Genomic DNA, 20,369 nt, shown 5'->3' on the forward strand with positions numbered 1-20,369 from the left:
AAGTTTTAAAGCTTTACTTTCAACTTTTAACTTATGACTTTCAACTTAAAGAAAGAATATGTCTTACAAAAAGGATAGTAAAATCAAAAGTAATTTTACATCAATTACCATCAGCTTATCATCTCCAGAAGCAATTCTAGAGAGATCAAGTGGCGAGGTATTGAAGCCAGAAACTATCAATTACAGAACTTACAAGCCAGAGCGTGATGGTTTGTTTTGTGAGCGAATTTTTGGTCCGGTAAAAGATTACGAATGCCATTGCGGTAAATACAAGCGTATCCGTTACAAAGGTATTGTTTGTGATCGTTGTGGGGTTGAGGTAACAGAGAAAAAAGTACGTCGTGAGCGTATGGGGCACATTAATTTGGTAGTTCCGGTTGCGCATATCTGGTATTTTAGATCTTTACCAAACAAAATCGGATATCTATTAGGATTACCTACAAAAAGGTTAGATCTTATCATCTATTACGAACGATATGTAGTGATCCAATCAGGCTTAATGGCTGATCAAGGGATCAATTACATGGATTTCTTAACAGAAGAAGAATACTTAGATATCTTAGATAAGTTACCAAAAGAAAACCAATATCTTGATGATAAAGATCCTAATAAATTCGTTGCCAAAATGGGTGCCGAAGGTTTAGAAGATTTATTAAGAAGGTTAGATTTAGATCAATTGTCTTATGATTTACGTCATCAGGCAGCAAACGAAACTTCACAACAACGTAAAAACGAAGCATTAAAGCGTTTACAAGTTGTGGAAGCTTTCCGCGATGCAAGAAATCGTATTGAGAACAACCCAGAGTGGATGATTATCAAAATCGTTCCTGTAATTCCACCAGAATTACGTCCGTTAGTTCCTTTGGAAGGTGGTCGTTTTGCAACTTCAGATTTAAATGATTTATACAGAAGAGTAATCATCCGTAACAACCGTTTAAAAAGATTGATGGAGATTAAAGCTCCAGAAGTAATCTTACGTAACGAAAAGCGTATGTTACAAGAAGCTGTTGACTCTTTGTTTGACAACTCACGTAAAGTGAATGCCGTTAAAACAGAAGGTAATAGAGCTTTAAAATCTTTATCAGATATTTTAAAAGGTAAACAAGGTCGTTTCCGTCAAAACTTATTAGGAAAACGTGTGGATTATTCCGGACGTTCTGTAATTGTTGTAGGACCAACTTTGAAACTACACGAGTGTGGTTTACCAAAAGATATGGCAGCTGAACTATTCAAACCATTTATCATTCGCAAGATGATAGAAAGAGGAGTAGTGAAAACTGTAAAATCTGCAAAGAAAATTGTGGATAGAAAAGATCCATTAGTTTGGGATATTTTAGAAAATGTATTGAAAGGACACCCTGTTTTATTAAACAGAGCACCTACATTACACCGTTTGGGTATTCAAGCTTTTCAACCAAAATTAGTAGAAGGTAAAGCTATTCAATTACACCCATTAGTGTGTACCGCATTTAACGCGGATTTTGATGGTGACCAGATGGCAGTTCACGTACCACTAGGTAACGCTGCAATTTTGGAAGCCCAAATTTTGATGTTAGCTTCTCACAATATTTTGAATCCCGCTAACGGTACTCCAGTAACAGTACCATCTCAGGATATGGTTTTGGGTCTATACTATATGACCAAAGGCCGTAAAACTGAAGAAGGACATATTATAAAAGGAGAAGGTCAAACTTTTTATTCTTCTGAAGAAGTAATTATCGCTTACAATGAAAAGCAAATAGATTTACATGCTTTTATTAAGGTTAAAGCAATCTTTAAAGAAAAAGATGGATCTTTAGTTGAAAAAATTATAGATACTACTGTAGGTAGAGTTTTATTTAATGAGGTTGTTCCTGCTGAAGTTGGTTATATCAATGAATTATTAACTAAGAAATCACTTCGTGATATTATTGGTGAAGTAGTGAAGAATACCGGTATGGCCAGAGCGGCTAACTTCTTAGATGAAATTAAAACTCTAGGATTCCAATCAGCTTTTATAGGAGGTTTATCTTTCAACTTAAAAGATTTAAATATCCCAACAGAAAAGCACACTTTATTAGAGCAAGCTAAGAAAGAAGTTGAAGAGGTAACGGGTAACTATAACATGGGATTCATTACCAATAACGAACGTTATAACCAAATCATCGATATCTGGACTCGTATTAACAATAGACTAACCACTTTTGTAATGACGCAGTTGACAAATGATAATCAGGGTTTCAACTCTGTTTACATGATGCTTGATTCTGGAGCTCGTGGATCTAAAGAACAAATTCGTCAGCTTTGCGGAATGAGAGGTTTGATGGCTAAGCCACAAAAATCTGGTTCTGGAGGTGAGATTATAGAAAATCCTATTTTATCTAACTTTAAAGAAGGACTATCTGTATTAGAATACTTTATTTCTACTCACGGTGCTCGTAAGGGTTTGGCGGATACAGCGTTAAAAACTGCCGATGCTGGTTACTTAACTCGTCGTTTACATGATGTGGCTCAAGATATGGTAATTAAACACCATGATTGCGGTACATTAAGAGGGATGTTTACTACTGCTTTAAAAGATCAAGAAGATATTGTTGAACCATTATACGATAGAATTTTAGGTCGTACTTCTCTTCACGATGTTTATCATCCATTGACTAATGAAATATTAGTTAGAGCAGATTCAGACATTACTGAAGAAATTGCAAGAACAATTGAAGAGTCTCCACTAGAAGGAATTGAAATACGTTCTGTACTTACTTGTGAAGCTTCTAGAGGAGTTTGTGCATTATGTTATGGTCGTAACTTAGCTTCTGGTAAGCCTGTTCAAATGGGTGAAGCAGTTGGAGTAATTGCTGCTCAGTCTATTGGTGAGCCAGGAACACAGTTAACATTACGTACTTTCCACGTGGGTGGTACAGCATCTAACATTGCTGCTGAATCTCAAATCAATGCCAAATTTGATGGTTTAATTGAATTTGAAAACCTAAGAACTGTGACTATGGCAACTGAAGACGGTGGTATAGAAGTTGTTTTAGGTCGTTCAGGTGAATTTAAAATCACTGATCCTAATACGAATAGAGTAATCATGACTAATAATATTCCTTACGGTTCTTTCCTTTATGTTAAAGAAGGAGATATTGTGACCAAAGGAGATAAAATTTGTTCATGGGATCCATACAATGCGGTTATCATCTCAGAATTCTCTGGAAAAGTTGAGTTTGAAGCTGTAATTGAAGGTGTTACTTTCCGTGAGGAATCTGATGAGCAAACTGGTCACAGAGAAAAAGTAATTATTGATACTAGAGATAAAACTAAAAACCCTGTTGTTAAAATTGTTGACAAAAAAGGTGGAGCCATCAGAGATTACAATATCCCGGTAGGTGCACACATTGTTGTTGATGAAGGTCAGCAAATGAAAATGGGTGAAATTTTAGTAAAAATTCCTCGTACAACTGGAAAAACTAGAGATATTACCGGTGGTTTACCTCGTGTAACTGAATTATTTGAAGCGAGAAATCCTTCTAATCCTGCGGTTGTAACTGAGATTGACGGTGTGGTAACTTTAGGTGGTGTGAAACGTGGTAACCGTGAGGTAACTATCGAATCTAGAGATGGTCAGGTGAAGAAATACTTGGTTCCACTTTCTAAGCACATTTTAGTTCAGGATAACGATTTTATTAAAGCGGGTATGCCATTATCAGATGGAGCAATCTCTCCTGGAGATATTCTATCAATTAAAGGACCAGCAGCAGTACAAGAATACTTAGTAAATGGTATCCAAGAAGTTTACCGTTTACAGGGTGTAAAAATCAATGATAAACACTTTGAAACCATCGTTCACCAAATGATGCAGAAAGTAATGATTGAGGATGCTGGAGATACTCGTTTCTTAGAAAAAGAAGCCGTAGATAGATTTGATTTCTCTATAGAAAACGATGAAATCTATGATAAAATGGTTATTGAAGATGCTGGAGATTCTAATACGTTAAAATCTGGACAAATTTTATCAGTACGTAGATTACGTGATGAAAATTCACAATTGAAACGTAAAGATTTAAAGTTAGCTACCGCCAGAGAAGCAAGACCAGCAACTGCTAGTCCAATGCTACAAGGTATTACAAGAGCATCTTTAGGTACTAAATCGTTTATTTCAGCAGCATCATTCCAGGAAACCACAAAAGTTCTTAATGAGGCAGCAATTGCAGGTAAACGTGATAATTTATTAGGCTTGAAAGAAAACGTAATTGTTGGTCACTTGATTCCATCAGGAACTGGCTTACGTGATTACGAAAGAATCATTGTTGGTTCTCAAGAAGAGTATGATAAATTAATGGCATCTAAAAGAGAAGAGGAAGAAGTAGGAGCATAAGCTTAAGCTGATTTCTTTAAATTTTAAAGCTTTTAATAGATATTCTGTGTCAAATCAGAATTAATTTTAAAAATGAATATAAAAGTCCTCCTTTATCGGAGGACTTTTTTAATTTAGGACTATGGAAGAACAAAATAACAACCAATTAAATATTGAATTATCTGAAGAGATAGCAGAAGGAATTTATTCTAATTTAGCTATCATCACACATTCTAATAGCGAGTTTGTAGTAGATTTTATTAGGGTGATGCCTGGTATACCAAAGGCAAAAGTGAAAAGTAGAATAGTTTTAACACCAGATCATGCTAAAAGATTATTAAACGCATTAGAAGATAATATTGCTAAATTTGAGATGATAAATGGAGTAATTGAAGTTGGTAATAGCGACAATAATGGAATGCCATTTAATTTTGGTGGGCCTACAGCACAGGCGTAATTGCTTGTAAGATGAGAAAAACTTTTCGTAAGATTTTAAGAGGTGAACATTCATTTCAGGAAGATAACCATTCAGGATATCAACATCATATTGGGAAAATTTCTGAAGTTTGGAAGGGGAAAAATCATGATGATTACGGGATTTTACGCTTATACAGGCTTTTAATTATTACTGCATTATTTTTCTTTCCGGGAGTATTAATAGATGAGATTTTTAAGTTTAAGAATTACATCACCAGAAAGTTAATTGTAGAATTATATGTGTTGTTAAAAACACTATTTCCGCTCATTATTTTGGTTAATGGATGGTATGTTTATCCATTTGTGTGCTATCTAAATGTTTATCTCTTGATAGAAACATACCTTTATTTATTCAGTAAAATCTTTTTAGAATATCAGCATTTTAAGGTTTCTAATAAGCGGACGTTATTAATGTTGGTTTTTAATTTTATAGAATCAGGATTATCTTTTGCTGTTGTCTATATGTCTGGAGACTATATGAATGTTGACATGGAATATATTGATGCTATTTATTTTTCTTTTGTGACCAGTGCAACTGTGGGTTACGGAGATATCCATCCAGTTACGCATTTTGGTAAAATTATATCTACCATACAAATATTTTGTTCGATATCTTTTTTCGTCTTATTCTTTAATTTTTTCTCTGGTAAGGCTCATCAAACAAACGCTCAATAGTTTTAATGATATTTTCTAAATCGCTAGGTTCAAACCAATTGATTTGGGGGTATTTTCTAAACCAGGTGAGTTGCCTTTTTGCAAAGTTTCTGGTGTTTTGTTTAATTTTTTCTATGGCTTCTGCTAAAGAAATATTTTCTTCTAGATAGTTGAATATCTCAGAATAGCCTACTGTTTTTAATGCGTTTAAATCTTTAAATTCTTTTAGGTTGGTTACTTCTTCTACTAAGCCTGCCGTAATCATTTGATCAACCCTATGATTAACTCTATCATAAAGTTTTGTTCTATCGGTGTTTAAACCAATGATTATCGATTCAAAAGAACGATTTTTAGCTTCTGTTTTTCTAAATGAGGAGAAAGGTTTCCCAGTACTCATGCAAACTTCTAAAGCCCTGATAATTCTTTGTGGGTTTTGAATGTCAACTTCGGAATAATATAAAGGATCTAATTCTTTAAGTTGGATTTGAAGTTTTTCAATTCCCTCTGCTGTTAATTGTTGATTTAGTTGTTCTCTTAGGTTTTCATCTGCTTTAGGCAATTCATCAAAACCAAATAAAACAGCATTGATGTATAAACCAGAACCTCCAACCATTACTAATACATCATGCTCTACAAAAAGAGCTTCAATTTTTGAGATGGCTTCTTTTTCAAAACTCCCAACACTTACTTCTTCTTGTATGGAATGAGAATCTATAAAATGATGTTTAGCTTGTGACAGTTCTTCTTTACTTGGTTTGGCTGTACCAATGCTCATTTCTTTAAAAAACTGACGAGAATCAGCTGAAATGATTTCTGTTTGATAATGTTGCGCCACTTTTATGGCTAAAGCAGTTTTACCAATTGCCGTAGGACCTGCAATTACTATTAAGGTTTTTTTATTTTTTTGCATGATATGAAAAATCCGGTTTTGAGACCGGATTTTTATTATAATTTATTTTTCTAGATCTTCTTCATCAAAACCATCGGTATCAGAAAATTCATCCATAAATTCGTCGCTTTCTTCTTCCTCTTCTTCTGCAACTTCGGTATCTGTATTTAAACCTTCTAATTCTTCATCATCAGCTAAAGCAATATCCATTTCATCCAATACATCCAAATCATCTTCATCACCAGTAATTTCATCTGGTGAACCAAAAAATGGGATAATAATTTTTGGAGCTTCGCCTACTGATTTAAAAAGACTTGGATATGTTGCTGTTGGGTTGTTATCTAAAATTTTGATTAATTCTACATGAAATTCAAAAGGCTTATCAAAATTATAGATATAGTAAAATTTTTGATGAGGATCATCAATAAATCTGCTCAGCTTAGAGTCTTCCATAAGGGCAACTCCTCTTTCTATTTTCCTTTGATTTGGTAAATAAGCCAACTCCTCATTTTTAATCCATTGATCATTACTTACGTAAAAAGACGACGACTTTTCAGGATCGTAACCTATCATCTTGTGAAAAAATTCATGAAGATCTTTAAATGTTTGGTTGGATTTGATATCAATTTCTCTAATCACTTCATCGTAATCCTCAAAACTTATCCTAAATCTATATACTGCCATTGTGTAAAAATACTGTTTTGGTTTAAAATATTCTTTTTAATTTAAATGATTCACCAAATTTAATCCCATTTGGAGGCCTAAATCAGTCATTAATTTTAAAGCTTCTGCTCTGTTATTTTTAATTTCACCTTCTAAAATAGCCTCTCTTATTTGACTTTTAATCATCCCAACTTCTTTACCCGCAGGAATATTAAAAGCTAACATAATATCTTCTCCACTTATTGGAGGTTGCCAATTTCTAATCTGATCTCTCTCTTCTACGTCTTTGAGCTTTTGTTGTACCAGTTCAAAATTATTACGGTACTTCTTTATTTTGTATTCATTTTTGGTAGTGACATCAGCATGGCACAGTTTCATTAAAGCCTCAATATCTTCGCCAGCTTCAAAAAGCAAACGTCTAACGGCCGAATCGGTTACAATTTCTTGAGCTAAAACAATAGGTCTTAAATGCAGCTGAACCAACTTTTGAACAAATTTCATTTTCTCGTTTAAGGGAAGCTTTAGCTGATTAAATATTTTGGGTACCATTCTAGCCCCTTTATCTTCATGACCATGAAATGTCCAACCATGCCCTCTTTCAAATCTTTTAGTAGCCGGCTTTGCAATATCATGTAAAATAGCCGCCCAACGTAACCATAAATCATCAGTGGTTTGAGCTACATTATCTAGGACTTGTAAGGTGTGGTAAAAATTATCTTTATGCCCTTTTCCATCTATAATGTCTACACCAAACAAATCGGTCATTTGAGGAAATATAATTTTAAGCAAGCCTGTATCAAATAAATATTTAAAACCGATGGAAGGAATAGGAGATGAAATTATTTTGTTGAGCTCATCTGTAATGCGTTCTTTAGAAACAATTTGGATACGCTCTTTATTCTTTTTTATAGCTTCAATGGCATCTTCGGCTATGGAAAAACCTAACTGAGAGGCAAATCTTACTGCTCTCATCATCCTTAAAGGGTCATCAGAAAAAGTTTCTTCTGGATTTAAGGGCGTTATAATTATTTTTTCTTCTAAGTGTTTTAATCCATCAAATGGATCTAGAAGTTTACCAAAATGTGCCGGTGAAAGCTGAATAGCCATGGCATTAATAGTAAAATCTCTTCGTTTTTGGTCATCTTCTAAACTTCCATCTTCTATAATTGGTTTTCTAGATTCGGCTCTGTATGATTCTTTTCTGGCACCAACAAATTCTATTTCTAAATCTTGATAGCGCAACATGGCAGTTCCAAAACTCTTAAAAACGGTAACTTGAACGTTTAAATGTTTTGCAACTGCGGTAGCAAAATCAGGTCCGTTGCCTAACACTACAATATCAACGTCTTTAGATGGTCTGTTTAAGAAAATATCTCTCACAAAACCTCCAATTACATAAGCTTCCACATTCAGTTGTGCTGATAGTTTAGATAATATGGTGAAAACCGGATGTTTTAGGTGTTGCTTCAAAACGTATGGATATTATATTTTTCCTCAGCTGATTGATGAACAATCAGCTGAAAATTATTTTTGCAAATATAGGCTTATATCGGTTTATTGTTAAGCCGAATTTGGATTTGTATAGAGGTTTTATTTCCTGATAAATGCGAATTTGCCATCAGGTTCTAATTTCATGATGGTTGAGGGTTGTTTTTTCTCTATGCTTTCTTGCTCTAAATCTACCACATAATCTACTCCGTCTATAATTTTCTGATTAATTTCTGAAAAATTTGCAGGCGTGTTTTCTCCGCTGATGTTTGCCGATGTAGAAACTATAGGTTTTCTAAAACGTTGAATGAGTTGCTGACAAAAATCATGTTTAGGAATTCTAATACCTATACTACCATCTTCATTAATGAGATTAGAAGCTAAATTTTTAGCTCCAGAATAGATGATGGTTAAAGGGTTTTCACTGTATTCTATTAAATCATAAGCTATATCTGGTACTTCACTTATATAGCTTTGAAGTTTATTATCTGTATCTAAAAGAATAATTAAGCTTTTGCTATCAGCTCTGTTTTTTAAGGCATAAACTTTTGCAACTGCTTCTACATTAGTAGCGTCACAACCTAAACCCCAAACCGTATCAGTAGGGTAGAGAATAATTCCTCCAGTTTTTAAAACTTCCAAAGCTTTGTTAATTTCTTCTTTAAGCATGATATAAGGTTTTTTGATATACAGCCATTAAGTTTTTTGCTATTTGTTTTTCTCTAAAATTTAATGCAAATTTTTTACCCTGATTAACCATTTTTAGTTTCAAAGGTTCGTCATCATAAATATGGATAATAGCTTTTGTAAGTTGAGCAGCATTGTCATTCTCAAAATACAAACTATCTGGTCCGCCGGCTTCTTCTAAACAAGAACCTTTGGCCGCAATAACAGGAACTCCGCTGTTTAACGCTTCTAAAATTGGAATTCCAAAACCTTCAAATTGTGAAGGGTAAATAAATATTTTAGCTTGCTGATAAATGCCCGGTAAATCTTGAAATGGTACATCTTTTATAAAATGAACCCTGTTTTCTAATTCATGAAAGGCAATGAAATTTAATAGAATTTGCTCATAAGAAGTTGCTTTACCAACTAAAACCAAATGGATGTGTTTGGGTAAATGTTGTAAAGATTTTAAAATTAATAATTGATTTTTACGATTTTCTATAGTGCCTACGCAAAGTAAATAGTGGTTTGGTAGTTGATATTTTAGTTTAATATCTTCTAATTCGTTAATTGGTAATGGTTGGTAAAATATAGCATCACAACCCTGATAAACTACTTCTATTTTATCTTCTGAGGTACCAAAAAAATGAATAATGTCTTTTTTGGTTTGCTCACTAATTGCAATAATCCGATCTGCATTTTCACAAGCGGATCTAAATTTAATGTCATATATTTTTCTATCAATTCTTTTAAAATAATATGGAAAGCGCAGGTAAATTAAATCGTGAATGGTGACTACAGATTTGATACCTTCTTTTTTTAATTGCGATGGAATTTCGTGGCTTAAACCATGGTAAAGGTCTATTTTATCTTTCACCAGATCTTTCACCATTCCGTTACTTCTCCAATAAGATTTTAACAATTTAAACGGAGCTGTTTTGATTGTTAAGTTTGGTAAGCTGAATAAAAAATGAGTCCTGTTATTTTTAACAACATCAGGTGTATAGGCAAAGAAATCACTTTCAGGGTATTCCTGAGATAGAATTTTTATTACCGAACGAGCATAATTTCCTAAACCCGTAAGGTTTTTAAAGGCTCTTTTTGCTTCGAATCCTATTCTCATGTTTTTTAAGTTCTAGGTTGAAAGTTATAAGTAGTAAGTTATGGAGTCGTGAATAATCACCTATAACTTACTACTTATCACCTAAAACTCAATTAAACTGCTACGTTATGCTCTCTTAAAGCTTCATTTAACGAAGTCTTTTTATCTGTTGATTCTTTTCTTTTGCCAATAATTAAAGCGCAAGGAACTTGATATTCGCCAGAAGGGAATTTCTTAGTATAAGAACCTGGAATAACCACTGAACGTTCTGGAACAACCATTTTATATTCTACTGGCTCTGGTCCGGTGACGTCAATAATTTTTGTAGATGCAGTTAACACAACGTTTGCACCTAAAACAGCCTCTTTTTCTACTCTAACGCCTTCCACTACAATGGCTCTAGAACCAATAAAGCAACCATCTTCTATAATTACAGGAGCACCTTGAACAGGTTCTAACACACCACCAATACCTACACCACCACTTAAATGTACGTTTTTACCAATTTGAGCACATGAGCCAACAGTTGCCCAAGTATCTACCATAGTACCTTCATCAACATAAGCGCCAATGTTTACGTAAGAAGGCATCATAATTACACCTTTTGCAAGAAAAGCACCATATCTGGCAATACCATGCGGAACAACTCTAACTCCTTTTTCTTTGTAATCGGTCTTTAATTTCATTTTATCATGAAAAACAAAAGGACCTACTTTAATTTCTTCCATCTCGCGGATAGGGAAATAAAGAATTACGGCTTTTTTAATCCAGTCGTTTACCACCCAGGCACTTCCAATAGGTTCTGCAACTCTTATTTCGCCAATGTCTAGTCTATAAATAGTTCTTTCTATGGCATCACGATATTCTTTAAAATTCAGCAGGTTTCTATCATCCCATGCTTCTTCTACAGCTTTTTTTAGTTCGGCAATCATTATATTTTAATTTGAGTGCAAAATTAAGATTTTTTACCTATTAGCATGAATTTTGCGTTATTTTTGAACTCTTTATGGCAGAAAAATTAAGAATTGATAAATATTTATGGTCTATTAGGCTATTTAAAACCAGAAGTTTAGCTACCGATGCTTGCCGAGCCGGAAGGGTGAAAAAAGACGGAACCAATATTAAAGCCAGTTATGAAGTAAAAGTTGGCGAGATATTTCAAGTGTCTAAAAGCGTCGAGAAGAAAATTATTAAAGTTGTAGAGCTATTAACCACCAGAGTTGATGCTAAAAAAGCCATTTTAGCTTATCAAGATTTAACGCCACCAGAAGAAACTGCCAAATACAAATCAATGTTTCATTCGCCTTTATTGCTAAGAGACCGTGGAACCGGCCGGCCAACTAAAAAAGATAGAAGAGAGATTGATGATTTGAGCGATAGATTTTTTAATGTGGAAGAGGAGGATTAGTATTGAGTAGCAAGATAATAGTATCAAGTATCAAGACTATTAATTGACGGTTTAATTTTTATTAGGGCGTTTTAACACGCTATCCGTTACAATCTTTTGCTTCAAAAAGCAAAAGGATTTCCACTACTATCGTTAACGCAAAACCTACTGATTTGATTAAACGTAGGGATAATCCTCGGATTTTCCGATTGAAGCACAATTCTAAACAAAGGATAACCCGAGTACCAAAATCGTTTATTAGATAACTAGAGTATTATCCCTACCAAAGTTCTCCATAATTTTTAAACTCAATAAAGCATCTTCTAAAGAACAAGGATTTTCTCCTTTACCTAAAAAATAATTCACTGTTTTTTCAATCATATTTTGTTGAATATGTTGGGTGTTTTTAAAACTAAAATGCTCAGTTTCTGAGTTAATGGTTAAATCTAAATCGTGACCAAAAAACGAAAAAACTATTTTCCCTTTTGATCCTATCATCTCACATTTCTCTAGTTCATTATCAGGGTGACTGTTAAAGCACCATAATCCATTAAAAACAATGTCTTTGTTGAATATTAATTGTCCGCTGGTGATATCAGCAACTGCATTTTGCTGACTCTGATTTTTAGAAAATCCGTTGATATAATTTGGAGTACCAAAAATATGAACCAATATATCTAATTGATGAGGGGCTAAATCATAAAATAAACCTCCACCAGAAAGGGCCGGATTAATTCGCCAGTTTTCGGCAGTTTGAGCTATTTGAGTTGAACCTGGTTTTTGATATAATTTTAAATCGATAATGCGGATATCTCCAATAGCTTGCTCATCAATTAATTCTTTGATTTTAATAAATAGGGGTAAAGCCCTGCGGTAATGTGCAACAGTTACTTTTTTTTGATAAAGCTTTTCGGTAGCAATAATTTCTTCACACTCTGCAACGGTAAGTGTCACTGGTTTTTCTATGTACACATTTTTACCAGCCTTTAAAGCTTCAATAGCATAATCTTTATGGAAAGCGGGTGGAGTGGCAATGTAAATAGCATTTATATTTTCATCACTAATCAATTCTTCTGCGGAAGCGTACCATTTAGAAATTTGATGACGATTTGCATAATCTTTTGCTTTTTCGGCATCTCTACGCATTACAGCTTCTGTTGTTGAGTTAGGCACTTTTTTAAAAGCTGGGCCACTTTTTACTTCCGTAACATCGCCGCAGCCTAATATTCCCCAGTTTATTTGATTCATTGTTATACAGTATTGAGTAGAGCGTAATGAGTATTTAGATCAGATATTTTTTAATAATCTATTTTTTGTGTGGATGCTTTCCATTGCTCAAAAACTAAAATAGCTTCTTCTTTTAGAATCTGTTCGCTTTTTAGCTTTCTTTCTTCCAGTTTTAAGTCAATTTCCTCGTAAATAAATTGATCATCAAAACCTATAGCGGCAGCATCTGATTTGGTATTGGCATAATACATTTTATCTAACCGAGCCCAGTAAATTGCGCCTAAGCACATTGGGCAAGGCTCGCAGCTGGTGTAAATTACGCATCCTTCTAAAGTGAAAGTTTGTAGCGCTTGGCAAGCTAACCTAATGGTGGCAACTTCTGCATGGGCAGTTGGATCATTTGTGGTGGTTACCCTATTCGCACTTTTAGCAATTATTTTTCCGTCTTTTACTATTACCGCTCCAAATGGACCGCCTAAGCCATTTTTTACGTTATCTTCTGAAAGCGCAATAGCTTCCCTCATAAAATTTAAATGTTGCTCTTCCATTTTTTTATAAATTAAAAAGCCCGACTATTAGCCAGGCTTTGATGATAAGTTTAAAACTTAAAATTATTTTTTGTCGCTTTTGTAAGCTTCGTTTAAGCCTTTAATTACTTCTTTGGTCACATCTAAACTTTCATCAGCAAATAATATTGCGCTGTTTCCTTTAGAATAAGTTAATACCATTTTATAACCTTTGTCTTTTGCATGTTTCTTTAAATATTCGGCAACTTTATCATACAGTTTTTCATTTTCTCCAGCTTCTTCATTTTGTAAAGCCGAACCTGCATTTTGTTGATAAACTTGTAATTCTTGTTGTTTTCTTGCTAAACGTTGTTCTGTTTGTGCTCTTTGATCAGCACTTAAAGTGTTAGCTGCTTGTTGATAAGCTGCTACTTCACGTTGAAAAGCCGCACCTTTATCTTTTAAATCAGCTTCCGCTTTTTTTGATTTGTCTTCAAATTTAGTTTTGATTTCTTTAAAATATTCGTAATTATTTAAAAGAGAATCAGAGTTTACATAAACAATGCCTCCTGTAACGCCAGCTTCAGTTGGAGTTGTTTTAGTTTCACCAGATTTAGTTTCAGTTTTATTACAAGCCACTACGGCTACCATTAAAGCTACGCCAGCACTTGCTTTAGCAATATTTGAGATTAATTTATTCATGTTTAATTTAAAATTTACGCAAATATATAGATTAACTAAAAGTATCCTAATTCTTTAACTTATTTTAATCCCACAAGGGGAATTAATTTTTCCTAAAAAAAGAAAAGACTTCATTTTACTGAAGTCTTTTCCTTAAAGATTTTATGGTTGAATTAAGCCATTTGCTTGTTTAATTTCTCAGCAAGTACAGATTTTGGAACCGCACCAATTTGTTTATCTACAATTTCTCCGTTTTTGAAAAATAATAAAGCAGGAATATTTCTGATACCAAACTTCACAGAAATTTCTGGATTATGGTCTACATTCACTTTTCCAATTATCGCTTTTCCTTCAAATTCTTTAGCTAATTCTTCTACCACTGGGCCAACCATACGGCAAGGACCGCACCATTCTGCCCAAAAATCTACTAATACTGGTTTATCTGATTTTAATACTAATTCATCAAAATTAGCATCTGTTATTTCTAATGCCATAGTTTATATTTTTTAAATTCTAATCAAATATAGGTCCAAATAAATCATTAGCCAAATAGTATTTAGTTATCTGATGATAGCCTGAGGTTATTGGTATACTAAAGTGAAACCAGCTATTGTTTTGAGCAATTATTGAAAATATATATCTTTAACGGGAAAAAAGATAATTGTAATTCAAGTATTTGGTCATTGTTTTTATCTTAAACCTACCCAATTGATATGTTTCAGAATTTTTAATGAGTGTAAAAGAAATAAAAAGCTTAACTGGTATTAGAGGTTTGGCAGCCTTATATGTGATTGTGTTTCACTGGTATGCAGAAATCTCTCATTTTCATTTAACTGAACTCAATAGTTATTTCAAAAGGTTTTTAGGTCACGGATATTTAGCGGTCGATTTATTTTTTGTTTTGAGTGGCTTTGTCTTATGCTTAAGTTCTTACAAGCTGTTTCAGCAGTTTGATTTTAAGAATTACCAATCTTTTATGTACAAAAGATTTGTGAGGATATTCCCTTTATATATTTGTATTACCTTATTGTTTTTCTTTATGTTTAATGATAAGCTGAGCAAGCTTTTGGTGAATTTAACTTTGTTTCAGGGGCTTACTTTTAAATATAACAATTCTATTATTCCTCCGGGATGGTCTTTAACTAATGAATGGATCATTTACTTTCTTTTTCCATTTATGTTCTATTTGGTTTTGAGGATTGTAAAGAAGCCTTGGGTACTTATTCTGAGCGCTCTACTGATCTTAATTTTATTGAGTAGCGTAAGAAGTTATGATTTTAATTGGTCTAACTACAGCTTTTTAAGAAAGGTGGAGGGCTTTCATCCTGTGATTTCATTTAGCAGAGGCCCGGCAAGTTTGTTGCGAACTTTAGCCGATTATCTTTTAGGGATTTTTGTGTTTTTGATGTACCAAAGAGGTGCTCAAATAAAGTATTTCAAATATCTGATTTTGGTGTTATTTGTTGCATTATGTTTTAGTAAAACAGATATCCTCATCATTATGCTTATCCCTTTTATTATTCTTCATCTCACAAAGTCTAATGTTGCAAGTAATTTATTATCCCATAAAACTGTTTATTTTATTGGCTTAATATCTTATTCACTCTACGTGAATCATTATTTGTTTATCAAAACTTATAAGCAAGCATCAAGTTTATTAGGCGTTAATCATTGTTTATTTAGCTTTTGTTATGTGATAGTAGGGACAATTATCATGAGTATCATCACTTATTATAGCATAGAAAAACCTGCAATAAATTTGTTTAGGAGGTTTAAAACAAAAGAGACTGTTAGGGTTTAACAATCTCTTCATCCGTTTAAAAAGTTTTTTTCTTCTTGTAGATTTTTTACAAGCCTAATTCAACACATAATCTAACTCTATTTCATCTAATTGCGCTAGCAATTCTTTGGAGATATTTACTTGCCTTCCTTTGCTTTGCAAATCAATTTTTAGTTTGTCTTTTTTATCTAAAATGATAAAGTTGAGTTTTTTGGAACCCACATGATTAGAGAATATAGCATCTAAATCACTAATTAAAGTATCATTGATATGATTAATATCTAAGCTAATATCAATTTTTGTTGATTGTTTTTCTAATACATCCCGTAAATCAGAGAAATCACCATATGAGGTTCTATGCCTTTTAGATCCATCAGGATTAGAAAAATAGCCCACATTTCCTTTAACATATAAATAGTTATTGGGTACTAAATGGTGTTTAAACTTTAAGTAATCGTCTCTATAAATGGTAAATTCAAAAGAATCATCATAACCATCTAGTTTAAAAATGCCCCAGCCACGACCATCTTTGGTAGTCATGTGTCTTATTGAGGTGAGAATGCCTCCAACTTTAAATTGAAAATCAACACCTTTATCAATTTCATTAAAAATAGTGAGGTTGCCTTTTGAGCAATATTTGGTTAATACCAACTTATATTCATCAAGCGGATGACCAGAGATATAAATTCCAACTACTTCTTTTTCTTTAGCTAGTTTTTCCATGGCTCCCCATTCTTCGCAAGGTGGGAGAGAAGGTTCTTCTAAAGCTACATTGCTGCTGCCGCCAAATAAACTAGCTTGAGAAGAGTTTTCATTCTCTTTAAACTTTACTCCGTATTTAATAGCTTTTTCTAAAGGACTGATCCCTTCTTCATCTGCATCGTTAAAATATTGTGCTCTGTGGGTATTTTCAAAACAATCAAAGCCACCGGCTAATACTAAATTTTCTAAAGCTTTTTTATTGGCGGCTCTTAGATCTACTCGCTTAGCAAAATCAAAAATTGATTTATATTTTCCGCTTGCCCTGCAAGTTACAATGGTATCTACAGCGCCAGCACCTACACCTTTTACTGCTCCCATTCCAAAACGGATAGCATTTTGATCATTTACGGTAAACTTATGAAAGGATTCGTTTACATCCGGACCTAAAACATCTAAGCCCATTCTGCGGCATTCTTCCATAAAGAAAGAAACCTGTTTAATGTCGCTCATGTTGTTAGAAAGCACTGCGGCCATATATTCTGCGGGATAATTTGCCTTTAAATAAGCGGTTTGGTAAGCTATCCAAGCATAGCAAGTAGAGTGAGATTTGTTAAAAGCATAACTCGCAAAAGCTTCCCAATCTTTCCAAACTTTTTCTAAAACTACCGGATCATGACCTTTTGCTGCTGCCTGAGCAACAAATTTAGGTTTCATTTTATCCAGTACATCTTTTTGTTTCTTACCCATCGCTTTACGCAAAACATCGGCTTCACCTTTGGTGAAATCAGCTAATTTTTGCGATAAAAGCATCACCTGCTCTTGGTAAACTGTAATTCCGTAGGTTTCTTTTAAGTATTCTTCACTAGCAGCTAAATCGTATTTAATTTCTTCCTCACCGTTTTTTCGCTTTACAAAACTCGGGATATATTCCATTGGTCCTGGGCGGTAAAGCGCATTCATGGCAATTAAATCTCCAAATACGGTGGGTTTTAAATCCTTTAAATGCTTTTGCATTCCTGGAGATTCATATTGGAAAATCCCTACGGTTTCGCCACGTTGAAAAAGCTCATAAGTTTTTTCGTCATCAATTGGGAAAGTATCAGGATCTAAATCTATCCCTTTTTTAAATTTTACCAGTTTAACGGAATCCTTAATCAGCGTAAGCGTTTTTAAACCTAAAAAGTCCATTTTTAACAAGCCGGCACTTTCTACAACCGAGTTATCAAATTGGGTAACATAAAGGTCAGAATCTTTGGCCGTTGCAACTGGTACAAAGTTGGTGATATCACTTGGCGTGATAATTACCCCGCAAGCATGAATCCCGGTATTTCTTAACGATCCTTCTAAAACTTGTGCTTGTTTAATGGTTTCGGCAGTGACATCCTTGCCTCCAGCTAAATTTTTTAACTGGGTAACATTCTCCATTTCTTCTGAACGAAGCGCACTTTTTAAGCCAGCATCATCTAGCGTAAAAATCTTATTCAGCTTTAAATTGGGAATCAGTTTGGCAATTTTATCTGCTTCAAAAAGCGGTAAATCTAACACACGGGCAGTATCTCTAATGGCAGATTTTGCTGCCATAGTACCGTAAGTGATAATTTGAGCTACCTGACTAGCGCCATATTTATTAATCACGTAATCCATTACCCTGCCTCGGCCTTCATCATCAAAGTCAATATCAATATCGGGCATGGATACACGATCTGGATTTAGAAAACGCTCAAAAAGGAGATCGTAAGCAATAGGATCTATATTGGTAATCCACAAGCAATAAGCCACAGCAGAGCCTGCTGCCGAACCCCTTCCTGGGCCTACAGAAACATCTAATTCTCTGGCCTTGGCAATAAAATCCTGAACAATGAGGAAGTATCCCGGGTAACCGGTTTTTTCTATGGTTTGTAACTCAAAATCTAAACGCTCTTTAATTTCGGGCGTAAGATTGGGGTAGCGTTTTGCAGCACCCACATAAGTTAAATGGGCTAAATATTTGTTTTCTCCTCGTTTACCTCCATCAGCTTCATCTTCAGCAACTAAAAACTCTTCGGGGATATCAAATTTTGGTAATAAAACTTCACGATATAAAGAGTAGGTTTCTATCTTGTCTATTACCTCTTGAATATTGATAATCGATTCTGGAACATCAGAAAAGAGCTTTTTCATCTCATCTCCCGATTTGAAATAGTATTCGTCATTAGGCATCCCAAATCTAAAACCTCTGCCTCTGCCTTTTGGAGTCGCTAATTTTTCGCCTTCTTTCACACATAATAAAATATCATGTGCATGGGCATCTTCTTTATTTATGTAATAGGTGTTATTGGTAGCTACCAATTTTACATCATGCTTTTTGGCAAGCGTAATTAGTGTTTGGTTTACTCGGTCTTCATCTTCTTGGTGGTGACGCATTAATTCTATGTAGAAATTTGCGCCAAAAGTTTGTTTCCACCATATTAAAGCTTCTTCGGCTTGGTTTTCACCGAGGTTTAAAAGCTTGTTGGCTATTTCTCCGTAAAGGTTTCCTGATAAAATAATTAAGTCTTCTTTGTATTTTACCAAAGTAGCTCTATCTATTCTGGGTACATAATAAAAGCCGCTTGTGTAAGCCAATGAAGACATTTTAGCCAAATGATGATAGCCATTTTTATTTTTGGCTAATACCACAATTTGGTAGCCATTGTCTTTTCGTTTTTTATCGCTTAAATCATCACAAACAAAAAACTCGCAACCTACAATAGGTTTAATAATGGTTTCTGTGGGTTGTTCTCCGTTTTCTAAAGCAGTTTTATTTTTTGCTTCTGCAGCTTTGTTATGGTTTAAAACACCACTTACAAAATGGAAAGCGCCCATCATATTGGCATGATCTGTAATTGCAACTGCAGGCATTTTATATTTAGCCGCCGCTTTTATTAAAGATGCTACTGATATGGTAGATTGTAAAATAGAAAACTGTGTATGATTATGTAAATGAACAAAATTAACATCGGCTAAATCCTGTAAATTACTTTGATGATTTGTACTTAGGTTATTTTGATCGTTCTTCTGATTTGCTTTTAAAGCCGATGAAGCCTCTTTTAAATTTACATGTTTTAACCCAACCGATTTAACCGGTGCGGAATGAAAATTCTTGAATTCTTCAAAATAAGCTACTTCAACTTGTAGCTCTTCTTTAGTGAAAACTTCCCTACGCACCAATTCAAAAAAGCAACGGGTGGTGGCTTCCACATCAGCAGTTGCATTATGAGCTTCGGCAAAAGGTTTGTCAAAAAGGTATTGATGAAGTTCTGTTAAATTGGGTAGTTTAAATTTACCACCTCTGCCGCCTGGTAACTTTAGTAAGCTCGCTGTAACCTCCGTACAAGTGTCTAAAATAGGCATTTCTGCAAGTATAGATGGACAAGCCATTCTATGCAACTCGCAGCCCATGATGTTGATATCAAAGCCTAAATTTTGACCTACTACAAATTTAGCCTGAGCAAGTGCCGTATTAAATTTTTCTAAAACTTCTGCTAATGGAATCCCTTTTTCAATGGCCAATTCGGTAGAAATACCATGAATTCTTTCGGCATCATAAGGAATGTTAAAGCCATCAGGTTTAACCAAATAATCTTCATGAGCGATCAATTCGCCCATTTCATTATGTAATTGCCATGCAATTTGAATACACCTTGGCCAATTGTCGGTATCTGTGATAGGAGCATCCCAACGTTTTGGCAATCCGGTAGTTTCAGTATCAAAAATTAAATACATAGCAATTTATATATGTGTAAATGAGGGAATTAAGTGGGTTTTTGAAAATTCGACCACAATCTCAAATTTACCA

The 20,369-nt window shown here is 34.1% G+C and carries 16 protein-coding genes; 5 read left to right on the forward strand and 11 right to left on the reverse strand.

The window, feature by feature from the left end:
* The first annotated feature begins 58 nt into the window (after positions 1–58).
* From rpoC to FA046_RS06765, 3 genes are all read left to right on the forward strand, one after another.
* Positions 59–4,351 (forward strand): DNA-directed RNA polymerase subunit beta', encoded by a 4,293-nt coding sequence (gene rpoC / locus FA046_RS06755; protein WP_136825624.1) that lies wholly within the window; start codon positions 59–61, stop codon positions 4,349–4,351.
* Positions 4,352–4,472: 121 nt separating this feature from the next.
* Positions 4,473–4,787, forward strand: a complete 315-nt coding sequence (locus tag FA046_RS06760) for a DUF3467 domain-containing protein (RefSeq protein ID WP_136825625.1) — start codon at positions 4,473–4,475, stop codon at positions 4,785–4,787.
* Between the two features lie 11 nt (positions 4,788–4,798).
* Complete coding sequence (locus FA046_RS06765; RefSeq protein WP_136825626.1) at positions 4,799–5,482, forward strand: potassium channel family protein; 684 nt, start codon at positions 4,799–4,801, stop codon at positions 5,480–5,482.
* Here the strand turns inward: FA046_RS06765 and miaA are convergent.
* The 6 genes from miaA to FA046_RS06795 all read right to left on the reverse strand — a co-directional run bounded on the left by miaA (position 5,439) and on the right by FA046_RS06795 (position 11,201).
* Positions 5,439–6,371, reverse strand: coding sequence for a tRNA (adenosine(37)-N6)-dimethylallyltransferase MiaA (gene miaA / locus FA046_RS06770; RefSeq protein WP_136825627.1), 933 nt, complete (start codon positions 6,369–6,371; stop codon positions 5,439–5,441). The genes FA046_RS06765 and miaA overlap by 44 nt on opposite strands.
* A 42-nt stretch (positions 6,372–6,413) precedes the next feature.
* On the reverse strand, positions 6,414–7,034 hold the full coding sequence (locus tag FA046_RS06775) for an IS1096 element passenger TnpR family protein (RefSeq protein ID WP_136825628.1): 621 nt from the start codon (positions 7,032–7,034) through the stop codon (positions 6,414–6,416).
* 36 nt (positions 7,035–7,070) lie between these two features.
* A complete protein-coding gene (locus tag FA046_RS06780) occupies positions 7,071–8,483 on the reverse strand; it encodes a CCA tRNA nucleotidyltransferase (protein ID WP_136825629.1) in 1,413 nt (470 codons plus the stop codon).
* Between the two features lie 120 nt (positions 8,484–8,603).
* On the reverse strand, positions 8,604–9,170 hold the full coding sequence (locus tag FA046_RS06785; protein WP_136825630.1) for an L-threonylcarbamoyladenylate synthase: 567 nt from the start codon (positions 9,168–9,170) through the stop codon (positions 8,604–8,606).
* On the reverse strand, positions 9,163–10,290 hold the full coding sequence (locus tag FA046_RS06790; protein ID WP_136825631.1) for a glycosyltransferase family 4 protein: 1,128 nt from the start codon (positions 10,288–10,290) through the stop codon (positions 9,163–9,165). Before FA046_RS06790 ends, FA046_RS06785 begins: the two co-directional genes overlap by 8 nt.
* Positions 10,291–10,382: 92 nt before the next feature.
* The gene (locus tag FA046_RS06795) at positions 10,383–11,201 is read right to left on the reverse strand and encodes a 2,3,4,5-tetrahydropyridine-2,6-dicarboxylate N-succinyltransferase (protein ID WP_205943612.1); all 819 of its coding nucleotides are present in this window, start codon (positions 11,199–11,201) and stop codon (positions 10,383–10,385) included.
* A 74-nt stretch (positions 11,202–11,275) separates the two neighbouring features.
* Here FA046_RS06795 and FA046_RS06800 point away from each other — a divergent pair, with 74 nt between their 5' ends.
* On the forward strand, positions 11,276–11,677 hold the full coding sequence (locus FA046_RS06800) for an RNA-binding S4 domain-containing protein (protein WP_136825633.1): 402 nt from the start codon (positions 11,276–11,278) through the stop codon (positions 11,675–11,677).
* Positions 11,678–11,914: 237 nt separating this feature from the next.
* On the opposite strand, the gene FA046_RS06805 is transcribed toward FA046_RS06800, so the two are convergent.
* From FA046_RS06805 to trxA, 4 genes are all read right to left on the reverse strand, one after another.
* Complete coding sequence (locus tag FA046_RS06805) at positions 11,915–12,904, reverse strand: Gfo/Idh/MocA family protein (protein ID WP_136825634.1); 990 nt, start codon at positions 12,902–12,904, stop codon at positions 11,915–11,917.
* A 50-nt stretch (positions 12,905–12,954) separates the two neighbouring features.
* Positions 12,955–13,431: a nucleoside deaminase gene (locus FA046_RS06810; RefSeq protein ID WP_136825635.1), complete on the reverse strand. Its 477-nt coding sequence runs from the start codon at positions 13,429–13,431 to the stop codon at positions 12,955–12,957.
* Positions 13,432–13,494: 63 nt separating this feature from the next.
* Positions 13,495–14,091 carry an OmpH family outer membrane protein gene (locus tag FA046_RS06815; protein ID WP_136825636.1) on the reverse strand — a complete coding sequence of 199 codons (597 nt, stop codon included), beginning with the start codon at positions 14,089–14,091 and terminating at the stop codon, positions 13,495–13,497.
* 152 nt (positions 14,092–14,243) lie between these two features.
* Positions 14,244–14,564: a thioredoxin gene (gene trxA, locus FA046_RS06820; RefSeq protein WP_136825637.1), complete on the reverse strand. Its 321-nt coding sequence runs from the start codon at positions 14,562–14,564 to the stop codon at positions 14,244–14,246.
* 236 nt (positions 14,565–14,800) lie between these two features.
* Here trxA and FA046_RS06825 point away from each other — a divergent pair, with 236 nt between their 5' ends.
* Positions 14,801–15,871: an acyltransferase family protein gene (locus FA046_RS06825; protein ID WP_136825638.1), complete on the forward strand. Its 1,071-nt coding sequence runs from the start codon at positions 14,801–14,803 to the stop codon at positions 15,869–15,871.
* A 54-nt stretch (positions 15,872–15,925) separates the two neighbouring features.
* Here FA046_RS06825 and dnaE read toward each other — a convergent pair whose 3' ends face one another.
* Positions 15,926–20,296 carry a DNA polymerase III subunit alpha gene (gene dnaE, locus FA046_RS06830; RefSeq protein WP_136825639.1) on the reverse strand — a complete coding sequence of 1,457 codons (4,371 nt, stop codon included), beginning with the start codon at positions 20,294–20,296 and terminating at the stop codon, positions 15,926–15,928.
* Positions 20,297–20,369 lie beyond the last annotated feature (73 nt).

Source organism: Pedobacter cryophilus (genome assembly GCF_005116455.1).
Taxonomy (GTDB): domain Bacteria; phylum Bacteroidota; class Bacteroidia; order Sphingobacteriales; family Sphingobacteriaceae; genus Pseudopedobacter; species Pseudopedobacter cryophilum.